This is a genomic window from Magnetospirillum sulfuroxidans (assembly GCF_018224925.1).
GTDB lineage: Bacteria > Pseudomonadota > Alphaproteobacteria > Rhodospirillales > Magnetospirillaceae > Magnetospirillum > Magnetospirillum sulfuroxidans.
On the sequence record NZ_JAGTUF010000018.1, the window covers coordinates 38,749 to 59,619 of the forward strand.

The 20,871-nt window shown below is 62.8% G+C and carries 25 protein-coding genes; 13 read left to right on the forward strand and 12 right to left on the reverse strand.

Annotated features, from left to right (window positions below):
• Positions 1-43: 43 nt before the first annotated feature.
• Positions 44-1,855, forward strand: coding sequence for a DNA mismatch repair endonuclease MutL (gene mutL, locus KEC16_RS15670; RefSeq protein WP_211550622.1), 1,812 nt, complete (start codon positions 44-46; stop codon positions 1,853-1,855).
• Positions 1,856-1,990: 135 nt separating this feature from the next.
• Here mutL and recA read toward each other — a convergent pair whose 3' ends face one another.
• The 8 genes from recA to flgB form a co-directional block, all read right to left on the reverse strand.
• Positions 1,991-3,067: a recombinase RecA gene (gene recA, locus KEC16_RS15675; RefSeq protein WP_211550623.1), complete on the reverse strand. Its 1,077-nt coding sequence runs from the start codon at positions 3,065-3,067 to the stop codon at positions 1,991-1,993.
• Between the two features lie 154 nt (positions 3,068-3,221).
• Complete coding sequence (locus KEC16_RS15680; protein WP_249209243.1) at positions 3,222-5,615, reverse strand: hybrid sensor histidine kinase/response regulator; 2,394 nt, start codon at positions 5,613-5,615, stop codon at positions 3,222-3,224.
• Positions 5,605-6,675 (reverse strand): flagellar biosynthesis protein FlhB, encoded by a 1,071-nt coding sequence (gene flhB / locus KEC16_RS15685; protein ID WP_211550625.1) that lies wholly within the window; start codon positions 6,673-6,675, stop codon positions 5,605-5,607. The genes KEC16_RS15680 and flhB overlap by 11 nt, the downstream gene beginning before the upstream one ends.
• Positions 6,676-6,679: 4 nt before the next feature.
• Positions 6,680-7,444 carry a flagellar biosynthetic protein FliR gene (gene fliR, locus KEC16_RS15690; RefSeq protein ID WP_211550627.1) on the reverse strand — a complete coding sequence of 255 codons (765 nt, stop codon included), beginning with the start codon at positions 7,442-7,444 and terminating at the stop codon, positions 6,680-6,682.
• Positions 7,445-7,469: 25 nt separating this feature from the next.
• Entirely contained in the window at positions 7,470-7,739 is a 270-nt protein-coding gene (gene fliQ / locus KEC16_RS15695) for a flagellar biosynthesis protein FliQ (RefSeq protein ID WP_211550629.1), read from the reverse strand.
• A gap of 233 nt (positions 7,740-7,972) precedes the next feature.
• Positions 7,973-8,224, reverse strand: coding sequence for a flagellar hook-basal body complex protein FliE (gene fliE / locus KEC16_RS15700; protein WP_428846066.1), 252 nt, complete (start codon positions 8,222-8,224; stop codon positions 7,973-7,975).
• A 92-nt stretch (positions 8,225-8,316) separates the two neighbouring features.
• Positions 8,317-8,730 (reverse strand): flagellar basal body rod protein FlgC, encoded by a 414-nt coding sequence (flgC, locus tag KEC16_RS15705; protein ID WP_211550633.1) that lies wholly within the window; start codon positions 8,728-8,730, stop codon positions 8,317-8,319.
• Positions 8,731-8,745: 15 nt separating this feature from the next.
• Entirely contained in the window at positions 8,746-9,144 is a 399-nt protein-coding gene (flgB, locus tag KEC16_RS15710; RefSeq protein ID WP_211550634.1) for a flagellar basal body rod protein FlgB, read from the reverse strand.
• A 150-nt stretch (positions 9,145-9,294) separates the two neighbouring features.
• On the opposite strand from flgB, the gene KEC16_RS15715 reads away from it, so the two are divergent.
• From KEC16_RS15715 to KEC16_RS15765, 11 genes are all read left to right on the forward strand, one after another.
• Positions 9,295-9,654, forward strand: coding sequence for an EscU/YscU/HrcU family type III secretion system export apparatus switch protein (locus KEC16_RS15715; RefSeq protein WP_211550636.1), 360 nt, complete (start codon positions 9,295-9,297; stop codon positions 9,652-9,654).
• Positions 9,651-9,938 (forward strand): hypothetical protein, encoded by a 288-nt coding sequence (locus KEC16_RS15720; protein ID WP_211550638.1) that lies wholly within the window; start codon positions 9,651-9,653, stop codon positions 9,936-9,938. The genes KEC16_RS15715 and KEC16_RS15720 overlap by 4 nt, the downstream gene beginning before the upstream one ends.
• Positions 9,938-10,234 (forward strand): flagellar biosynthetic protein FliO, encoded by a 297-nt coding sequence (locus KEC16_RS15725; RefSeq protein WP_211550640.1) that lies wholly within the window; start codon positions 9,938-9,940, stop codon positions 10,232-10,234. The genes KEC16_RS15720 and KEC16_RS15725 overlap by 1 nt, the downstream gene beginning before the upstream one ends.
• A gap of 3 nt (positions 10,235-10,237) precedes the next feature.
• A complete protein-coding gene (fliP, locus tag KEC16_RS15730; RefSeq protein WP_211550642.1) occupies positions 10,238-10,999 on the forward strand; it encodes a flagellar type III secretion system pore protein FliP in 762 nt (253 codons plus the stop codon).
• Positions 11,000-11,163: 164 nt separating this feature from the next.
• The gene (locus KEC16_RS15735) at positions 11,164-11,403 is read left to right on the forward strand and encodes a hypothetical protein (protein WP_211550644.1); all 240 of its coding nucleotides are present in this window, start codon (positions 11,164-11,166) and stop codon (positions 11,401-11,403) included.
• A 197-nt stretch (positions 11,404-11,600) separates the two neighbouring features.
• Positions 11,601-12,032, forward strand: coding sequence for a CBS domain-containing protein (locus tag KEC16_RS15740; RefSeq protein ID WP_211550646.1), 432 nt, complete (start codon positions 11,601-11,603; stop codon positions 12,030-12,032).
• A 187-nt stretch (positions 12,033-12,219) separates the two neighbouring features.
• Complete coding sequence (locus tag KEC16_RS15745) at positions 12,220-12,573, forward strand: phasin family protein (RefSeq protein ID WP_211550648.1); 354 nt, start codon at positions 12,220-12,222, stop codon at positions 12,571-12,573.
• Between the two features lie 262 nt (positions 12,574-12,835).
• Positions 12,836-14,008: an aspartate aminotransferase family protein gene (locus KEC16_RS15750; protein ID WP_346344107.1), complete on the forward strand. Its 1,173-nt coding sequence runs from the start codon at positions 12,836-12,838 to the stop codon at positions 14,006-14,008.
• The gene (argF, locus tag KEC16_RS15755) at positions 14,005-14,940 is read left to right on the forward strand and encodes an ornithine carbamoyltransferase (protein WP_211550650.1); all 936 of its coding nucleotides are present in this window, start codon (positions 14,005-14,007) and stop codon (positions 14,938-14,940) included. The genes KEC16_RS15750 and argF overlap by 4 nt, the downstream gene beginning before the upstream one ends.
• On the forward strand, positions 14,928-15,872 hold the full coding sequence (gene hslO / locus KEC16_RS15760; protein WP_346344108.1) for an Hsp33 family molecular chaperone HslO: 945 nt from the start codon (positions 14,928-14,930) through the stop codon (positions 15,870-15,872). Before argF ends, hslO begins: the two co-directional genes overlap by 13 nt.
• Before the next feature lie 62 nt (positions 15,873-15,934).
• Entirely contained in the window at positions 15,935-16,528 is a 594-nt protein-coding gene (locus KEC16_RS15765) for a hypothetical protein (RefSeq protein ID WP_211550652.1), read from the forward strand.
• 54 nt (positions 16,529-16,582) lie between these two features.
• Here the strand turns inward: KEC16_RS15765 and KEC16_RS15770 are convergent, their stop codons facing one another.
• The 4 genes from KEC16_RS15770 to KEC16_RS15785 are packed head-to-tail and all read right to left on the reverse strand — an operon-like array spanning position 16,583 to position 19,706.
• Entirely contained in the window at positions 16,583-16,984 is a 402-nt protein-coding gene (locus KEC16_RS15770) for a group III truncated hemoglobin (protein WP_211550654.1), read from the reverse strand.
• Positions 16,985-16,995: 11 nt separating this feature from the next.
• Positions 16,996-18,123, reverse strand: coding sequence for a tRNA guanosine(34) transglycosylase Tgt (gene tgt, locus KEC16_RS15775; RefSeq protein WP_211550656.1), 1,128 nt, complete (start codon positions 18,121-18,123; stop codon positions 16,996-16,998).
• A complete protein-coding gene (queA, locus tag KEC16_RS15780) occupies positions 18,120-19,157 on the reverse strand; it encodes a tRNA preQ1(34) S-adenosylmethionine ribosyltransferase-isomerase QueA (protein WP_211550658.1) in 1,038 nt (345 codons plus the stop codon). The genes tgt and queA overlap by 4 nt, the downstream gene beginning before the upstream one ends.
• A 33-nt stretch (positions 19,158-19,190) precedes the next feature.
• Positions 19,191-19,706 carry a hypothetical protein gene (locus KEC16_RS15785; RefSeq protein ID WP_211550660.1) on the reverse strand — a complete coding sequence of 172 codons (516 nt, stop codon included), beginning with the start codon at positions 19,704-19,706 and terminating at the stop codon, positions 19,191-19,193.
• A 128-nt stretch (positions 19,707-19,834) separates the two neighbouring features.
• On the opposite strand from KEC16_RS15785, the gene pip reads away from it, so the two are divergent.
• Positions 19,835-20,773 (forward strand): prolyl aminopeptidase, encoded by a 939-nt coding sequence (gene pip, locus KEC16_RS15790; protein WP_211550662.1) that lies wholly within the window; start codon positions 19,835-19,837, stop codon positions 20,771-20,773.
• The last annotated feature ends 98 nt before the right edge of the window (positions 20,774-20,871 follow it).

Below are 20,871 nucleotides of genomic sequence, written 5' to 3' on the forward strand. Positions count from 1 at the left end.
TGAAGAAGTGGTGAATTCAAGCGGGCCGGGTTAAGATTCAGCCATGCCCATACGTTTGCTTCCCCCCACCCTGGTTAATCAGATTGCCGCCGGCGAGGTGGTCGAGCGTCCGGCCTCGGCCATCAAGGAATTGGTGGAAAACGCCCTTGACGCCGGCGCCAGCCGCATCGACGTGGTGGTCGCCGAAGGCGGCCAAGCCCTGATCAGCGTCAGCGATGACGGTTGCGGCATGGCCCCGGATCAGTTGGAGCTGGCGGTGGAGCGTCACGCCACCTCGAAATTGCCGGATGACGATCTGGTGCATATCCGCCATCTGGGCTTTCGCGGCGAAGCGTTGCCGTCCATCGGCTCGGTGGCGCGGCTGACCATCACCTCACGGCCGCAAGGGGCGGAATCGGCGTGGGCGCTGTCGGTGGAAGGCGGGGCTAAGGGGCGGCCGGTGCCGGCGGCGCATCCGCCGGGAACGCGGGTCGAGGTCCGCGACCTGTTCTTCGCCACCCCGGCGCGGCTGAAATTCCTCAAAGCGCCGCGGACCGAATTGGCCCATGCGGTGGATGTGCTTGAGCGCCTGGCCATGGCCCACCCGCAGGTGGCGTTTTCGCTGAGTGACGGCGCCCGCTCGGTCCTGAAGCTCAGCGGTCAGCGCGGCGATGCGGCGGGCGCTTTGCTTGCCCGCCTGGGGGCCATCATCGGCCGCGATTTCCAAGACAATGCCGTCGCCTTGGACGCCGAACGCGAAGGGATCCGGCTGACCGGCTGGGCCGGTTTGCCCACCTTCAACAAGGGAACCAGCGCCTATCAATACCTGTTCGTCAACGGCCGGCCGGTAAAAGACCGATTGGTCATCGGCGCCGTGCGGGGGGCCTATCAGGATGTCCTGTCCCATGACCGCCACCCGGCGGTGGCCTTGTTTGTCGATTTGCCCGCCGACAGCGTCGATGTAAACGTTCATCCCGCCAAATCCGAAGTCCGTTTCCGCGAGGCTGGGTTGGTGCGGGGTCTGATTGTTTCGGCCATACGCCACGCCTTGGCGGCGGCGGGGCACCGGACCGCCTCGACCGTCAGCGACGCCGCCTTGGGGGCTTTGGGCGCGGCGGCGGCACCGCGTCCAGGCTTTTCCTATCAGTGGCAGCCGTCTTCCCGTCCCAGCCACGGCCAGATCTGGCAGGCCGTCGCGGCGCAGGCCCCGCTGGGGCTGTCCGAAGCGCTGCCCGGCCTGCATATGCCGCCAGCGGCGCCACATTCCGAGACGCCAGTCGATCCCCAGGCCTTGGATTTTCCACTGGGGGCGGCGCGGGCACAATTGCACGACACCTATATCGTTGCTGAAACCCGCACCGGCCTGGTCATTGTCGATCAGCACGCGGCGCATGAACGATTGGTGCTGGAACGCATGCGCGCAGCCCTGGCCGAAGGACGCGTCAAGACCCAGGCCTTGCTGCTGCCGGAAGTGATCGAACTGGGCGAGGCCGGCGCCACTCGGGTGGCGGAAGCCGCGCCGCTTCTGGCCGAATTGGGGCTGGTGGTGGAAGGCTTTGGTCCCGGCGCGGTGGTGGTGCGCGAAACCCCGGCTCTTTTGGGCGAGTGCGACGTCCAATCCATGATCCGCGATTTGGCCGACGATTTGGCCGAATGGGGCGAGGCGCTGAAGCTGAAGGAAAAGCTGGTGGATGTCTGCGCCACCCTGGCCTGTCATGGCTCGGTGCGGGCGGGACGGCGGCTCTCGGCGCCCGAGATGAATGCGCTGTTGCGGCAGATGGAGGCAACGCCGCTGTCAGGTCAGTGCAATCACGGTCGTCCCACGCATGTGAGCTTGGGATTGGCCGATATCGAGAAGCTGTTCGGTCGGCGGTAACTGGGGCAGAGGCAAACTCTGCTCGGCAGGATATGCGGCAGGAACCCGGCGCAAAAAGACCGCCCGGCACAAGCCGGGCGGTAAGGCAAGATCGTCAGCGCGGACCAACGACCGGATCGGTTTCAAGGCAAGGTGTCAATCTTCGGCGGCATTGCCGTCCAAATCGCCGGGGCCGGCGGCCAAGGCTTCGGCGACCAGCCCGGCATTGGCGCGGATGGTCGCTTCGATTTCGGCCGCCATGGTCGGATTGTCACGCAGGAATTGCTTGGCGTTTTCGCGGCCCTGGCCGACACGGGTGGAATTGTACGAAAACCATGCCCCCGACTTTTCGACGACATTGGCCTTGACGCCCAGATCGATCAATTCGCCATTCTTGGAAATGCCCTCACCATACATGATGTCGAAATCGACCACCTTGAACGGCGGCGCCAGCTTGTTCTTGACCACCTTGACGCGGGTCTGGTTGCCGACCACTTCGTCGCGGTCCTTGATGGCGCCGACGCGGCGGATTTCCATGCGGACGGAAGCGTAGAACTTGAGCGCGTTGCCGCCGGTGGTGGTTTCGGGGTTGCCGAACATGACGCCGATCTTCATGCGGATCTGATTGATGAAGATGACGATGGTCTTGGACTTGGAGACCGAGCCGGTCAGCTTGCGCAAGGCCTGGCTCATCAGGCGGGCGTGCAGGCCGACATGGGAATCGCCCATCTCGCCTTCCAGTTCGGCGCGGGGCACCAGGGCGGCAACCGAATCCACCACCAGAACATCGACGGCGCCAGAGCGAACCAGGGTGTCGCAGATTTCCAGGGCCTGTTCGCCAGCGTCGGGCTGACTGATCAGCAGATCGTTCAGGTTGACGCCCAGCTTGCGGGCATAAGAGGGGTCGAGCGCGTGTTCGGCATCGATGAAGGCGCAGGTGCCGCCTTTTTTCTGGGCTTCGGCCAGGACGTGCAAGGCCAAGGTGGTCTTGCCCGAGCTTTCCGGCCCATAAATCTCGATGATCCGGCCGCGCGGCAAGCCGCCGATGCCCAGGGCGATATCCAAACCCAGCGAACCGGTGGAGACCACTTCGGTTTCGACGGTTTCCTTTTGCCCCATCTTCATGATGGAGCCCTTGCCGAACGCCCGCTCGATTTGGCTGACGGCGGCTTCCAGTGCCTTCTGACGATCCATGGTGTCCTTATCCACGAGACGCAACGCAGCCTGAGACATTGGCGGCCCCCTTGGTTTATCCCGCTTGGCGGGGTGATGCAATCAGCTTCCTGCATTCCAAGGTACACGGTTGCAATGAGAACGCAACAGGAATGTTCGCTTTTGTTCTTGTTCTATACCTTTTTCGTGCGCGGCCGCTGTGCGCCGCTTTCGCTCACGCCGGGGTGCTCATCACCTGTTTGACCGTTTCGGCCAATTGTTTGAGCGAGAAAGGCTTGGGCAGGAAGTGGATGCCGGCATCGGGGTCGATGCCGTTCCGCGCGACGTCCTCGGAATAGCCGGAAATCAGGATCAACCGGATAGTGGGGCGTTCCATCCGGACCAACTTGGCCAAGGTCACCCCATCCATGCCGGGCATGACCACGTCAGAGATCAAGACGTCGATGCCCTGTTCCGATCGCAGCACGGCCAATGCCTGTTCGCCGGAACGGGCCTCGATCACCTTGTACCCCTTGTTCTTCAATGCCCTGGTCCCGAACATGCGGACTGCATCTTCGTCTTCGACCAGCAAGATGGTCCCCGATCCGGTCAGATCGGCGGAATCGCTGGCGGCGGCGATTTTTTTCGGCTCCTGCGCCGGGTCCGCTTCGAAGCGTGGCAGATAGATGGCGAAGGTGGCGCCCTGGCCCAGCTCGCTGTCGACGACGATGAAGCCATCGGTCTGGCGGACGATGCCATAGACGGTGGACAGGCCCAGGCCGGTGCCGGCCCCGACTTCCTTGGTGGAAAAGAACGGCTCGAAGATGCGGCTGAGATTGTCGCGGGCGATGCCGGTCCCGCTATCGCTGACTTCGATCAGCACGTATTGGCCGGCGGGCATCAGCTCGGGGCCGCGTTGCACCGGCTGATCGACGGTGATGGTATTGGTGCGAATGGTCAGCACGCCGCCGCCGGGCATGGCGTCGCGGGCGTTGACCGCCAGATTAATGATGACTTGGTCGAACTGGCCGGGATCGACGCGCACCAAACCCAACTGGCGGCCATGGACCAGCTTGAGGTCGATGGTTTCGCCCAGCAGACGACGCAGCAAGGTGGATAATTCAGCCAGGGCGTCGGTGACGTTGAGCAGGCGCGGCTGCAAGGCTTGGCGACGGGAAAAAGCCAGCAATTGGCGGACCAGACTGGCGGCGCGGTTGGCGTTTTGGCGGACCTGCATGATGTCGGCGAAACTGGGGTCGCCGGCGCCGTGACGTTGCAGCAGCAGATCGCAAAAGCCGATCATCGCGGTCAGAAGATTGTTGAAATCATGGGCGACGCCGCCGGCCAACTGGCCCATGGCCTGCATTTTCTGCGACTGAGCGAACTGGACTTCCAGGTTGCGTTGCTCGGTGGCGTCGATGAAATGGACGATCAGACCGGAAATGGCCCCGTCTTCATGGGTGGGGCTGACGAATAATTGGGCGATCAGGTCGCGCCGGCCTTTCAGCCGGACGTCGAGATGGGCGCCGGGCAGGGATCCGGACAGCACCCGGTTCAATTGCTCGGCGGCTAAACCTTGCTGCTCGGCGGCGATATAATCGGCCAGGGCGCGGCCAATCATGCCGTCATGGTCGATGCCCATCATGGCTTGCAAAGCCAGATTGCAGGCGCCAATGGTGCCGTCGGGGTCGATCAGGGCGATGCCGACGGGGGCGTCGTCGAACAGCCAGCGGAAGCGGCGTTCGGCGGTTCGCATGGCCCGTTCCCATTGATGTTCCGGCACCATGTCGCGCACCACCACCGAACGGGTGCGGATTTCGCCGCCTTCGTCGAACACCGAATGGGCCAGCATGGCCTGGAACACCTCGCCGCCGCGCCCCATCAGCCGCAATTCCACCCGTTCCGCTTCCGGATCGGGGGTCAGTCCCAGCACGTCTTCAAGGGAATGGCCGATCAATTCCGATGGCGTGCCGCCCAGCCATTCGGCCAGGCGGTGATTGGCGGTGCGAATGATGCCGTCGGAATCGGCGCAATAGACGCCGATGGGCAGGAAATCAATGAAATCGGCCAGCCATTCGTTTTCCCGGCGCAATGTTTCCTCGATGGCGCGGCGGGCGGAAACATCCTCGACAAACCAGACCACGGCGGTTCGGCTGGCAGGGCGAACTTCCATGGCGAACCATTCGCGGCCGCCATCGGCGGTGGTCAGGGAAATCTCGGCCTTGCGGGGGGCGCCGACCATGGCGGCGGCTTCCAGTCGTTCCAGATCGCCCAAGGCGCGGTCATCGCCGGCGGCGCGCTCCATCAACGGCGCCAACGGCGCCGTTGCCGGTCCCAGCAGGCGGCGGCCCAGCGAATTGCGGTAAAGTTCGCCGCCGGTGCTGGTGGTGATCAGGCACGCCCGGAGTTCGGATTCCAGCGCGGCGGCCAAAATGGTGGCTTGGCCGGCGGCGGCGTGGTCGTTAATCCCGCGCCGGACCAGGGCAAAGGTGGCGGTCAAGGCGACGGCGGCGGCTCCGATCATGGCCAAGACCAGATCGCCGGTATCGAGAATTGCCATCCCCGTCAAGGCGATCACCGCCGCCCCCAGGGTCCAGGGCAGCGGGTTCAGCCGCCAATCAGTTCGCAATCTTGCCTTTCAACCGCATGACATAGCCGATGATTTCGGCCACCGCTTTGTAATGTTCGGGCGGAATTTCCTGGTCCAGTTCGACGGCGGCGTAAAGGGCGCGGGCCACCGGTGGGTTTTCGACGATGGGAACATTGTGCTCGGTGCCCAGATCGCGAATACGCTTGGCGACCAAATCTGCGCCCTTGGCCACCAGGACCGGCGCGCTCATGGCGTCGATGTCGTATTTCAACGCCACGGCGTAATGGGTGGGGTTGGTGATGATCACGTCGGCGCGCGGCACCGCCGCCATCATGCGCTTGCGGGCACGCTGCATCCGCAGCGACTTGATCTTGGCCTTGACCTGGGGGTCGCCTTCTTGCTGCTTGTGCTCGTCCTTGACCTCTTGCTTGGTCATTTTCATTTTTTCCATCCAGCGCCAATACTGGAAGGCGAAATCGGCGGCAGCCAATACGGTCACCATCATCAGGGTGACCAGGATCATCCAATAGACCTTGTTCGAGATGTATTCCAAAATGGCCATCAGATCCAAGGTGGCCAGATTCTGAAAATCGGCGATGCTGCCCCAAAATATCCAGCCCAGCAATCCGCCCAAAACCGACAGTTTGATGATCTGCTTGGCCAGTTCCATCAACTGGTTGGCCGAGAAGATGCGCTTGAACCCCTGTAGCGGGCTGAGCTTGGTAAAGTCGGGGACCAGCTTTTTCGGCACCCACATGAACCCCTTGGTCTGGGCGACCGAGCCCAGGATGCCCAGGGTGATCACCAGGGCAAAGGGGGCGGCCATGGCGACGAAGACGCCCAGGGCCAAATGCAGCATCAACTCGCTCAGGCCGTCATGGCCGATCTGGATGGCGTGCGGTTGTTCAATAAAGGGGGAGAGGGTCGCCTTGATCTGGGAAGCCATGCCTGGCGCCAGAATGCCGATCATGATGGTGGCCAGCACCAGCGACATCAGCGCCTTGACTTCCATGGTCTGGGGCATGTTGCCCTCTTTACGGGCCTCCCCCAGTCGTTTGCCTGTTGGGTCTTCGGTTTTGTCGTCGGAATCTTCGGCCATGGCCCTACCTCGGCGTCAGGAACGGCATCAATCCGTCCTCGAACCAGCGTAGGAACAGCATGATGATGAGCGGCAGCGCCACCATCATCATCCACAAGCCGGCCAGCACCTGCAAGGGCAGGGCGATGAAGAACACCTGAATTTGCGGCGACAGGCGCGACATCAGGCCCAGCGCCACGTTGTAGATCATGCCGAACGCCAAAAGCGGCGCGGCCAGTTGCAGGGCGAAACCGATGCTGGCCGACAGTAGCTTGCCCAGGGTTTCGGCGAAATCCCCCAGCGGCAATGGTTGGCCGGGGATCAAGACGGCATAGGAATCGGCGATCGCCCGCAGCATCAGATGGTGCAGGTCGGTGGCGAAGATGGCGATCAAGGCGGTGTTGGTGAACAAGGCGGTCAGGGTCGAGCTTTGCTGTTCGGCCACCGCGTCAAAGGAAAAGGCGTTGGTCAGCCCGACCTGAAAGCCGATGAAGGTGCCGGCCACATGCAAGGTGCTCATCAACGCCTGGGTCAGGATGCCAAGGTAAAAGCCGATCATCGCCTCGGATCCGATCAGCAGGATCAGGTTGCTCAGGCGGGTGGGGAGCGGCGGCAGCGTGGTGCCAATGACCGGCAGCAGCACCAGGGAAATCGCCAATCCGAAAATCAGGCGAATGCGGCTGGATACCAAGTGGCCGCCCATTCCGGGCATGATCATCAGGGCCGCGCCGATGCGGGTGAAAATCAGGAAAAAGCGATAGATATCCAGCGTCAGGATTTCGTTTAGCACGACGCCCCGCCTTCGGCCGCCGGGCTCATCCGCCGCCTGTGATGATGCGGTCCAGCATGGCCTTCCAGAAATCGGTCATTTGCCCCAGCATGAAGGGCAGGAACAAGATGATCGACCCGAACACCAACACGACCTTGGGCACGAAGGTCAGGGTCATTTCCTGAATTTGGGTAACGGTCTGCAAGATGGAAATGATCAAGCCGACGGCCAAGCCGGTCAAGAGCGGCGGCGCCGCCACCATGATCATGGTGGAAATGCCATCGCGGGCAATATCGATCAGCTCGGCTTCGGTCATGATGTTTGTGCCCGTAGCGCGCCCGTGCCGGGCGGCTCAGACGCCGCTCGGGGTTTTGCCCGTGGCGCGCCCGTGCCGGGCGGCTCAGACGCCGCTCGGGCTTTTGCCCGTGGCACGCCCGTGCCGGGCGGCTCAGACGCCGCTCGGGGTTTTGCCCGTGGCACGCCCGTGCCGGGCGGCTCAAACGCCGCTCGGGCTTGGGGGCGCGGGGGCAGGTTTCGCATCAACATGCCTCAGATGGGCATGCGCAGGATTTCATTATAGGCGTTGATCACCTTGTCGCGCACGGTGACCACGGTTTCCAGGGTCAGTTCGGCGTTGTTGACGGCGGCGACCACTTCGCGGATGTCGGCCTTGCCGGCGATGGCGGCGGCGGATTGCTGCTCGGCCTCTTTAAGGGCGCCAACCGACATCTTGGCGGCATCCTTGAGCACGCTGGCGAAATCGCTGCCGGGAACCGGGGCGGGCGTGTCGCGTGCTTCCATGCCCTCGGCGGCCGAAGGCAGCTTGGCGAAGGCGGCATAGGCGTTGACGGCGTCGGCGATACGGGTCATGGCGGCAAATCCTTAAACGTCGCTTACGGGCGCAGCATTTCGACGGTACGCGACAGCAGCTGTTTGGACGAGTTTATCACATTCAGGTTGGCTTCATAACTGCGCTGAGCCTCGCGCATGTCCATCATCTCGATCAACGGATTAACGTTGGGGGCCAGCACATAGCCATCGCGGTCGGCGGCGGGGTGCTTGGGGTCATAGCGGCGCTGGAATTCGGAAGCGTCGGGGCGGACCTTGTCGACCTTGACGCCGGTATAGCCGTTGGCGCGGTCCAGTTCGCTTTTGAACGAGATCACCTTGCGCTTATAGGGGGTGCCGTCCGGGGTGCGGGCGAGGGAATCGGCGTTGGCCAGATTCTCCGAGATGACCCGCAATCGCTCGGATTGCGCTTTCATGCCGGAGATGGCGATCTTCGAGGATTTTTGCAGTTCGTCCATGATCGTCTTTCCGGCTTAGATGCCCTTGCCCAGGGCGGTCTTGAGCATTTTGAACTGACGCTGGAACAAGGCGGCGGCGGTTTCGTAGGCGGTTTTCGCCTCACCAACCTTGGCCATCTGTTCCTCCAGCACCACGGCGTTGCCATCGGGCGACGATTCAAAGGTCTTCTTGGTGTCCACCACCCGCTGCTCGTCGTGATATTCCGGCACGATGTGACCGCTGTTGGTGGATTTTACCTGAACCAAGGGGACGCTTTGATTGAGCACGTCCTTGAAGTCAAAGGCCTTGAGGTCCTGGGGAATGTATTTTGGCGTGTTGGCGTTGGCGATGTTTTCCGACAGCACTTCCTGCCGCCGGGCAACCCAATCCATGCGGCTTTGCGCCAAATTAACCAAAGTCAGTTTGTCATACATGACCCGGACCTCTTGTCCTTATACCGTCGCCGAGTATGAATCGGGCGGCTTTAAGAAACGGTGAATCGATTCGGGTTCGGCCGGTTTAACCGGATTTTAAGTGCGCAGCTTCCAGACTTTGCCCAGAGACGCAACCGGGAAGGCGCATGCATGGGCGAGGGTCGTGACCTCTGGGACGAGGCCGCCGAGACCCCCACCGTCGAACCGGCGGCGGGGCGGCGCTCGGCCGCGGTCGCCGTGGCTTTGCAATATGACCCCGATCAGGGGGATGCTCCGGTGGTCACCGCCTCTGGCAAGGGGGCGCTGGCCGAACAGATTTTGCAATTGGCCTTCGCCAACGGCGTCAAGGTCCGCACCGACCCGGATCTGGCGCAGGTGCTGGCGGCGGTCGAGGTTGATACGGTGATCCCCTTGGAAGCCTTTGCCGCGGTGGCGGAAATCCTGGCCTATGTCTATCGCGCCAACGGGCGCATGCCCGACGCCGTTGCGGCGGCGGAGGGGGAAGCATGAGCGCGGTGCCGCATTTGACCCAGGAACTGGAAAAGGCCTCGTCCATGGTGATGACGGCGCGGCGTCTTTTGTCCACCGGCACCACCGTCGATCTGTCGGCGCTGGAAGGCAAGATCCGGGGGGTGTGCGAAACCGTGGCCGAGCTGCCGAAGGATTTGGGCGAAACCATGATTCCGGCCCTGGAAAAACTGATCGGCGATCTTGACCGGCTGGCCGAGATGGTCTGCGATCGCATGGACCCGCCGCCATCGCCGCCCGAGCCGGAAAGTGGGGGCGAGTCCTGATGGACATGGCCAATTATATTCGAACCGTCGCCGCCTTGGTGCTGGTGTTGGGAATGATTGTCGGCGTGCTGTGGCTCTTGCGCCGCTTCGGCGTTCCCGGCATGGTGCCGCGACAGCCGGGGAATCGGCGTCTCGGCGTGATTGAAACCATCGCCGTCGATTCGCGGCGTCGGCTGGTGCTGGTGCGGCGGGACGGCCGCGAACATCTGCTGCTGCTGGGGGCTGCCGGCGACGTGGTGATCGAGGCCAATATCGATGCCGCGCCGGGCGGGCCAATGCAGGGCGAAGGGAATTAAGCCATGAGGCGTGGTTGGGCAATGCTGGCGGGGTTGGCGGTCATCGGCGTGATGGCGGCCACGGCCCCCGCCTGGGCGCAGCAACTGACCCTGGATTTGGGGGCGGCCGGCGGCGGCAACAACCCCAATTCAACCACCTTGCGGGTCATTCAGCTGATCGCGCTGACCACGGTCTTGTCGGTGGCGCCGTCGATTTTGGTGATGGTGACCTCGTTCACCCGCATCATCATCGTTTTGGGCTTTCTGCGTCAGGCCTTGGGCACCATGCAAAGCCCGCCCAACATGGTGATGGTTTCCTTGGCCATGTTCCTGACCGCCTTCATCATGGCCCCGACCTTCGAGCAAGCGTGGAATGACGGCATTCAGCCCTATGTCGAGGGGTCGCTGGAGGAAAGCGCCGCCTTCGAGGCCACGGTCAAGCCGTTGCAGACCTTCATGCTGCGTCATGTGCGGGATCAGGACTTGCGATTGTTCCTTGATCTGTCGCGTTCGCCCGAGGTGAGCAAGGCCGAGGATGCCGCGTTGAAGGCGTTGATCCCGGCCTTCATGATCAGCGAATTGCGCCGCGCCTTCGAGATCGGCTTTCTGATTTACCTGCCCTTCATCGTCATCGACATGGTCATCGCCTCGGTGCTGATGAGCATGGGTATGATGATGATTCCGCCGGCCCAGGTGGCCCTGCCGTTCAAGCTGATCTTCTTTGTGCTGGTCGATGGCTGGTACATGGTGGTGGGCTCGCTGGTGCAAAGTTTCGGCGGCGCCTGACCGGTCGGCCGGTACGATCAACCCAGGGGCTGCGGGGGCGCTCGCATGTTTTTCCTCCGGGTCAGCCATGCGGAGGCCCGCCCGGCGGCCTTTCCCCCTTATGCTATACTGTGCGTAAGTCCCAAGAGGGGCTGACGGCGATCATGCATGCAGAGGAGGCAGCCATGGCCGACAAAGCCGCGCGGTGTATACCGACGTCCCGGCTGACCTCTGCTTCGGCGGGGTGTCATGCGCCGCTGGGGATGCATGACGAGGTCAACCGTCTGTTCGACAGTTTCTTTCCCGCGGCTTTTGGCCGCGGCTGGTTCGATCTGGATCCTTGGCGTCCGGGTGTGTTCCGCGTCGTGGATGACACGGCCGCGCCCGAGGTGGCGGCCGGAGAGGTCGAAAACAACAGGCATTGATCCGGATTCCCGGTCGGGCGGTTTCGCCCCCCCACTTTTGCAAGTCGCCCGACGGGAAGCCCCTTCCTCCTTGCGAAAGGAGGAAGGGGCGCTTGTTTGCGCTATCGGCCGTCGCTCGGCTGATTTGCTGTTGCAAGCTCTTGGGGGCGGGGGCATCCTTTTTGGTGAGTTCAACGATAACGACAATAGGGGGGATCATGTCCGTCGAAGCAATTCTGAAGAGCAAGGGCAGCAATGTTTTCACCATCCGTCCCGAGCACGCGGTGGCTGATGCCGCCGCCCTGATGACGGCGAAAAAGGTCGGCGTGGCGGTGGTCTGCGACGCCAAGGGCGCTGTGGTCGGGGTGGTGTCGGAACGCGACATCGTCGCCGGCATGACCCAATTCGGCAAAGGCGTCATCGACATGCCGGTGCGCAACATCATGACCTCGCCGGTGCTGACCTGTGGGCCGGGCGATTCGGTCAAGCGCATCATGGAAATCATGACCGAGCGGCGCATCCGCCACCTGCCGGTGGTTGATAACGGTGATCTTTTGGGCATGGTATCCATTGGCGATGCGGTCAATTTCCGCCTGCGTGAGGCGCAAATGGAAACCGCCGTGCTTCGCGATATCGCCGTAACGCGTTGATATAAAAACATTAAGTGGCAAGGGCGCGTTCAGGGGAGCGCGCCCTTTTTCATGCCTGGATGAAATTATTGTGCACTGCACAAAAAGGCCTTGCCTTTGCCGTGGCAATCCGTATTCTATCCTCATGTTGCAGTGCACAACGGCCCTGACGGGGTGGTTGTCCAACCCAAATTCAAAGGATCATGCCATGAAGATCGACAGCATTGAAAAGATCGTCGCCCTGTCCAAGGAAAACACCGAAGCTCTGGTCAAGAGCAGCTCGGTCGCCGTCAAGGGCCTGGAAGATGTGGCCAAGGCCTCGCAGGAATACGTGACCGCTTCGTCGGAAAAGGCCGATGCCGCGTTCAAGGCTTTGTTCGCTTGCAAGACCCCGGCCGAATTCCTGGAGCTGAATTCCAAGCTGGCGCGTGAATCGGTCGAAGGCGTTATCGCCGACAGCCGCAAGTTCGTCGAGCTGACCCAGACCGTGGTGACCGCCGCCCTGGAACCGATCAGCGCCCGCGTCGCCGCCTTCCAGTCCTTGGTCAAGTCGGCCGCGTAAAACCTTCCTATCCGCGCCGGGCACGGCGTGGCCACCGGTTCACCTCCTCCCGAGCCGTTGGTCGCACCTGTCCAGGCGCCGCGCGACGCCCGCCCCCCTCCTCCCTGGGGCGGGCGTTCGTGCGTTTATGCCGATCTGGGGATAAGTTCGGTTGACTTTTGTCGGCAATATCGGGATATTCCCGCCTTTCCTTTCAACGAGCCGATGCTAAACGTCCGTCGGGGACGAGGGCTTCCGGCTTTCCAGTTGGGGAGGGGAGATCGTGATTCCTGTCGTTATGCCGACCTATGCACGGGCCGATATCGCTTTCGAACGGGGCGAGGGCGCCACTTTGTGGTCGACCGACGGACGACGATTCCTTGATTTCGGCGCGGGCGTGGCGGTGACCAATCTGGGGCATTGTCATCCCAAGCTGGTGGCGGCCTTGCAAGAGCAGGCGGCGAAGCTGTGGCATACCTCGAATTTGTATCGGGTGCCCGGACAAGAAAAGGTGGCGGCCAAGCTGGTCGCCAACACCTTCGCCGATACCGTGTTCTTTTGTAACTCTGGGGCCGAAGCCAACGAGTGCGCCATCAAGATGGCGCGCAAATACCATTATGACGGCGGCGACAAGAACCGGGTCGAAATCATCTGCGCCACCGGGGCCTTTCATGGCCGGACGCTGGCGACCATCGCCGCGGGCGGTCAGGAAAAGCACCTTAAGGGCTTTGATCCGCAGATGCCCGGCTTCGTGCATGTGCCCTATGGCAATCTGAACGCCTTGCGTGACGCCATCAGCGACCGCAGCGCGGCCATCCTGGTCGAGCCGGTTCAGGGCGAAGGCGGCATCATTCCCGGTGATCCCGATTATCTGCAACGGCTGCGGCGGACGGCGGATGAGTTCGGCCTGCTGCTGATTTTCGACGAAGTGCAGACCGGCATGGGCCGGACCGGCGCCTTGTTCGCCCATCAGCAGATGGGGGTGACCCCCGATATCATGCCGGTCGCCAAGGGTTTGGGCGGTGGTTTCCCCGTCGGGGCCTGTCTGGCAACGGAAAGCGCTGCGCGCGGCATGGTGGCCGGCGCCCATGGCTCGACCTTTGGCGGCAATCCGCTGGCCATGGCGGCGGCCGACGCGGTTCTGGACGTCATGCTCGATCCGGGTTTCATGGCGCGGGTAAGGGAAAACGCCGTTCGTCTGCGTCAGGGGCTTGAGCGCGTCTGTGCCGCCTTCCCCACGGTGATCGAGGAAGTGCGGGGGCTTGGCCTGATGATCGGGTTGAAATGCCGCATTCCCAATACCGAGCTTCAGGGCCGGTTGATGGCCAATGGCCTGTTGACCATCGGTGCCGGTGACAACGTGGTGCGTCTGTTGCCGCCGCTGATCATCGGTGAAAGCGAAATCGCCGAAGCCTTGGCCATTTTGGAACGCACCCTGCGCGAGGTGACCCCATGACCATCAATCCGGGGCGCACCCGGGCCGGACAGATCCGTCATTTCCTTGATCTCGATCGCTTCGACACCGAGACCTTGCGGCGCATCCTTGATCTGGGCGCCGCCTATAAGCGCGGCGACCAGCCCTTCGGCACGGAAAAGCCGCTGTCGGGCCGGGTGCTGGCGATGATCTTCGAAAAACCGTCGACCCGCACCCGCGTGTCGTTCGAAACCGGCATGAAGCAATTGGGCGGCGACACCATCGTACTGTCCAAGGGCGACACCCAATTGGGCCGCGGCGAGACCATCGCCGATACCGCCCGCGTGTTGTCGCGCTATGTGGACGCCATCATGATCCGCACCGACGATCCGGCGAAGCTGATGGAATTGTCGGAATACGCCACCGTTCCGGTCATCAACGGCCTGACCGACGACACCCACCCCTGTCAGGTGATGGCCGACCTGATGACCTTCGCCGAACATCGCGGTCCGCTGGACGGCAAGGTGGTGACGTGGGTTGGCGACGGCAATAACGTCGCCGCCAGTTGGATTCAGGCCGCGGCGCATTTCAATTTCGAAATGCGTCTGGCCTGCCCGGCGGAATTGATGCCCGACGCCAAGATGGTGGAATGGGCGCGCAGCCAAGGCGCCAAGGTGGTGATCGGCTCCGATCCGGCGGCGGCGGTCAAGGACAGCCATTTGGTGATCACCGATACGTGGCTGTCCATGGGCTGCACCGACACCAACCGCAACAAGCTGCTGTTGCCCTATCAGGTCAATGACGCGTTGATGGCCCAGGCCGCCGCCGATTCCCTGTTCATGCATTGTCTGCCGGCCCACCGCAACGAAGAGGTCACCGATTCGGTGATGGATGGTCCGCAATCGGTGGTGTGGGACGAAGCGGAAAATCGCCTGCATGTGCAAAAGGGTATTCTGACGTGGTGTCTGCTGTGATCGTTGACGGCGCTAACGTCATATTGCCGTTTCACCTGTCCAGTGGCTTGGTGCGCGGCCGCATGGTCCGCCTTGGCGCGGCGGTGCAGACCATTCTTGAGAGTCACGATTATCCGCAGCGTGTCGCTTCCCTGCTGGCCGAGAGTCTGGCATTGGCGGCGGCGCTGGCCGGATCGCTGAAATATGACGGCATCTTCACCTTGCAGACGCAGGGCGACGGCCCGGTTTCTTTGGTGGTGGCCGATGTCACCAGTGACGGCGCCTTGCGCGGCTATGCCCGCTTTGACGCCGATCGGCTGGCGCGAACGGGCGAGGGCGATCCGGTCCCCACCTTGTTGGGCAAGGGCTATCTGGCCTTTACCGTCGATCAGGGACTGAAGGTCGAACGCTATCAGGGGATTGTTGAGTTGGAAGGGGGCACTCTGGCCGATTGCGCCCGCTCCTATTTGACCCAATCCGAGCAATTGGACAGCCAGGTGGCGCTGGTGTCGCAGCCGCCGGGCGCGGGCCATGGCTGGCGGACGGCGGCGCTGATGATCCAGCGCATGCCGGCCAATCAGTCGGGGGCGCCCATTCTGACCGCTGACGACGCCAACGAGGCTTGGCGCACCGCCACGATCCTGATGGGCAGCGTCACGCCGGCGGAAATGCTGGATGATGATTTGCCGGCGGAGCATTTGCTGCACCGCCTGTTCCATGGCGAGGGCCTGACCGTTTGGGAAGGCAAGGGGCTGCAAGCCCGCTGCCGCTGCTCGCATCACGGCGTCGTCCGCATGCTGCAATCCATCCCCCGGGCGGAAATCGAGGAATTGCGCGACGAAGGCGGCAAGGTGGGCATCACCTGCGAATTCTGCCGCACGACCTATGCTTTTGGCGATGTCGAACTGGATCAGGCGTACATCCCGGCCACCCGTTCCGCCGCCAACCCTTGACGCGGCGTTTTGCGTCGCCACAATAGAGATCCTCATCCCACGTTCTGGAACGGGAAAACGCCATGTCGTTTCGTCTGTCTCGTCTGATGCTGGTCCTGGCCGGTGCCTTGGCCTTGTCCGCCTGCGAAGCCCAGCCGGTGGTGCAGAAGATGCCGGAACTGTCCTTCGCCGGTAAGGCGGCGTTCCGGCTGGATATCGGCCAGCTTGAAATCGTGCCCGAATACGTGCCGTCGGGACGCAAGCCCAATATCGAACATCTGATGGCGCTTTCCCCCGAAAGCGCCACCGTGCGCTGGGCCCAGGATCGCCTGCGCCCCATCGGCCGGACGGGCTTTGCCCGTGTGCTGATCAAGGACGCCAAGGTGGTGGAAGTGCCGTTGAAGACCGATACCGGCTTTACCGGCATGTTCAAGGACCAGCAGGCGGAACGCTATGACGGCTCGCTGGATGTGGCCATCCAGATTTTGGATGAACGTCATTTCCCCGTCGCCGACGTCATCGCCCGCGCCACCCGCTCGCAGACGGTGGGCGAAGGCTCGACGCTGAACGAGCGCGACAAGGTGCTTTACGAAATCTCGGAAGGGCTGATCCGCGACATCGACAGCCAGATGGAAAGCCTGATCCGCACTTATTTGGCCCGCTGGGTGGTCAATTGACGCGGATCTAGGCTCAACCATATCCCGATGAGTTCCACTCAGCCGGATATGGTATCAGTCCTTGCGCGCCGGCACCCGCGACGGGGTGCCGTCGGCAAGGGTGAAGGGGAACAGGCCGACGCGGAAGCTTTCGGTCATGTGGCGGGCGCGGCCCAGGGCGTTTTGCGCTTCCATCGGCGTCAGGATTTCGGTCACCGCCTGGGTGAAGGCTTTCAGCCAGGCCTCGAAGGCATGAGGGCTGAAATCCAGCTGCATGTGCACCGGAAACGGATGACCGCGATAACGGCCGGTGCCGTACAGCGCGTTGGACCAGAAATCGGCGACGATGCGGAAATGATCGGGCCAGTCGGTGATGGCGGCGCCGAAGACGCGGGCCAATTCCGGATCTTCGCCCCCCAATTCATAAAAGCGCACCACCATGCGATAGATGCGGTCCTCGCGGTCTTGATCGCTCATGTCGGTTCCTTTCAGATTGGCTCGATGTCGCCCTGGGCTTGGGTGGCCAGGAAATCATCGGCGAAATCGTGAACCCGGCCGGCGGCGATGGCCCCGCGCAGGCCTTTCATCACGTCTTGATAGAATTGGATGTTATGCCAGGTCAGCAGCATCGGCCCCAGGATTTCCTCGGAGCGAATGAGGTGATGCAAATAAGCGCGGCTGTATTGGCGGCAGGCCGGACAGGCGCAATCCGCATCCAGCGGCCGCGCATCGTCTTGATGGCGGGCGTTGCGCAAATTCACCGTGCCGCGCCGGGTGAAGCCTTGGGCGGTGCGGCCTGACCGCGTCGGCATGACGCAATCGAACATATCGACGCCGCGCAACACCGCGCCGATGATGTCTGACGGCTTGCCCACCCCCATCAGATAGCGCGGCCGCTCGGCGGGCAACATCGGGGCGGTGAAATCCAGCGTCTGGAACATCAAGTCCTGACCTTCGCCCACCGCCAGGCCGCCGATGGCATAGCCGTCAAAGCCGATGTCGCGTAAGGCGCAGGCCGATTCGGCCCGCAGGTCGTGATAGATGCCGCCCTGGACGATGCCGAACAGGCCATAGCCGGGGCGGCTGACAAACGCCTCTTTCGAGCGCTTGGCCCAGCGCATGGACAAGTGCATGGATTGGGCCGCCTGTTCGGGCGTCGCCGGAAACGGTGTGCATTCGTCGAAAGCCATGGTGATGTCGGCGTCCAGCAGGTGCTGAATCCGCATGGACCGTTCCGGCGTCAGCAGGTGCTTGGACCCGTCGATATGGGACTGAAAGGCAACGCCTTCTTCCGTCATCTTGCGCAGCTTGGCCAGGCTCATGACTTGGAAACCGCCGGAATCGGTCAGAATCGGCCCTTTCCACTGCATGAATTCATGCAAGCCGCCCAATTGCCCGACCCGTTCGGCCCCAGGGCGCAGCATCAGGTGATAGGTGTTGCCCAAGATGGTCTGCGCCCCGGTGGCGGCGACGCTTTCGGGCATCATCGCCTTGACCGTGCCGGCGGTGCCCACCGGCATGAAGGCCGGGGTATCCATGGGGCCGTGGGCGGTATCGACCCGGCCCAGACGGGCGGCGCCGTCGGTGGCGAGAAGTTCAAAGCCGAACTGGGTCACGAAAGGATCTCCCGCTGCAACAGGCAGGCATCGCCATAGGAATAGAAACGATAGCCCGCCGCCTTGGCGTGGGCATAGGCCCGGCGCATGCGCTCCAGTCCGGCAAAGGCCGAAACCAGCATGAACAAGGTGGATTTGGGCAGGTGGAAATTCGTCATCAGCACATCCACCAGTTTGAAATCATAGCCGGGGGTGATGAAAATATCGGTGGGACCAGCGAAAGGACGCAGCCGGCCATCCCCGTCGGTCGCGCTTTCCAGCAGGCGCAGGCTGGTGGTGCCGATGGCGACGACGCGGCCGCCCGCCGCCTTGGCCTGGTTGATGGCGGCGGCGGTTTCGGCGGTGATCACCCCGCGTTCGGCATGCATGCGATGATCGCGGGTATCGTCGACCTTGACCGGCAGGAAGGTGCCGGCGCCCACATGCAAGGTGACGGTCAGCCGGGTGGCGCCAACGGCATCGATGGCGGCCAGCAAGGCGGGGGTGAAATGCAGGCCGGCGGTGGGGGCGGCGACGGCGCCTTTTTCGCGGGCGAAGACGGTCTGGTAATCGGCGAGATCGCGTTCGTCCGCCTCGCCCTTGCGAATATAGGGCGGCAGCGGCAGGCGGCCATGGGCATCCAGGGCCACCATCAGGGCGTCGCCACCGCGATCAAACCGCATCAGAACCTCGCCGGCTTCGCCTTTTTCCACCACGCTGGCGGTGAAATCGTCGGTGAAGCGGACCACGTCGCCGGGGCGCAGTTTTTTAGCCGGACGGGCGAACGCTTTCCATTGGTCCAGGGCGATCCGTTCGTGCAGGGTCAGTTCGATGCCGGCTTCGCCCTTGCGGCCGAACAACCGGGCGGGAATGACGCGGGTGTCATTGCTGACGACCACGTCGCCGGGACGCAGCCAGCCGGCCAGATCGCGCACACAGCCATCGGTCAGCGCATCATCGCCGACCCTCAGCAGGCGGGCGGCGTCGCGCGGGGTGACCGGGCGCTCGGCGATCAGGTCGCGCGGCAGATCGAAATCGAAGAGAGAGACGTCCATAGGCGCGGGTTTGTCACGGCGGACCCTGCCCCGTCAAGATGGCGGCGACTTCGGCTCGGCTTTTCTGGCCTCGGGGGCGGTTGCCGCCTTGAAATCGAAGCCGGTATCCAGCTTGCCCATGGTGGCGATGATCAACTCGGCCAGCTCGGCGCAGGGTTTGCGGGAATAGGCCAGATAGCGCAGCAAGGTCTCGAACGCGGTCTGCCGCTGCTTGTAATAAAGGTGCAGTCCCGACAGCACCCCCACCACCCCCATCAACGAGGTCTGCACGGCGGCAGCCCCGGTCTTGTCCAGCGAACCAAACCAGCCGTCCTGAAGCAGCAACAGGGGAAAGGCGGTGGCCATCAGCAACGCGGCGCTGGCGCCAACGCCGCAGGCCTTGTTGATCCAGGCCACGGCTCGGGTCTTGACGTAAATGTCGCCGGCCATGACGTGGCGCAGTTGCGCCTCGGGGTCGGCATCGGCGTTCGCGGCCTGGATTTCCAGGTAATGGGTCAGATAATGGGCGCTGATCTCGAAGCGCCGTGGCGAGGGCAGCAGCATGGTCACGAGACCTCCGGCACGAACACCATCAAAGAGTGTTAATGAAAACATATTTTAACAGCCGGTGGTAGCTGGTGTTGCCGCCACCGGCCGTGGCATGATCGGCGACGAAATGACGATTGGACGCGATGGCGATGGATCTGTTTCCGCCCACTGAACCCCATGCTTCGGGAATGCTTGAGGTTGGCGACGGCCACAGCCTGTATTGGGAAATATCGGGCAACCCCACCGGCATGCCGGTCTTGTTCGTCCATGGCGGTCCCGGCGCCGGCACGGCGCCGCCATACCGGCGTTACTTCGATCCCAGCTATTGGCGCATCATCTTGCTGGATCAGCGCGGCTGCGGACGGTCGCAGCCCAATGCCGAGACCCATGCCAACACCACCGGCCATCTGGTTGCCGACATGGAAAAGTTGCGTCACCATCTGGCGGTGGAACGCTGGCTGCTGTTTGGGGGCTCGTGGGGCAGCACGCTGGCCTTGGCCTATGGCCAAACCTTCCCCGAGCGGGTGCTGGGATTCGTCTTGCGCGGTATTTTCCTGTTCCGCCCCATCGAAACCGAATGGTTCTTGCATGGCATGGGAACCTTTTTTCCCGAAGCACACCGCCGCTTCCGCGATCATGTGAACGGCGAGAGCGTCGATTTGCTGGCCGCCTATCATCGGCGGTTGATGGATCCCGATCCCGCGATTCACCTGCCGGCGGCGCGGGCTTGGTGCGCCTATGAGGAAGCTTGCGCCCGCATGGTGCCGCGCGACCAACCAAGTGAGATGGACCCGGCATCGGCCTTGTCTCTGGCCCGGCTGGAATGTCACTACATGGTCCATAACGGTTTCATGGAAGCGGGGCAATTACTGGCTGGCCTGGACCGCATTCGTCACGTGCCGGCACATCTGGTGCAGGGACGCTATGACGTGGTCTGTCCGCCGGTCACCGCCGATGAATTGGCGCGGCAATGGCCGGGGGCCTTGCTCGACATGATCGCGGATGCGGGGCATTCGGCGATGGAGCCGTCGGCGCGGCGGGCCTTGGTCGCCGCCGTGCGCGGATTCCAACTGCGTCTGGGGGGGTAAGGATATACGGACGTATGTCATATATCCGTTACCGCAGCGTCACTTTTCGACACAACGAATTTCATATCGCGGGTGGCTGATATTGTGCTGATGCGCAC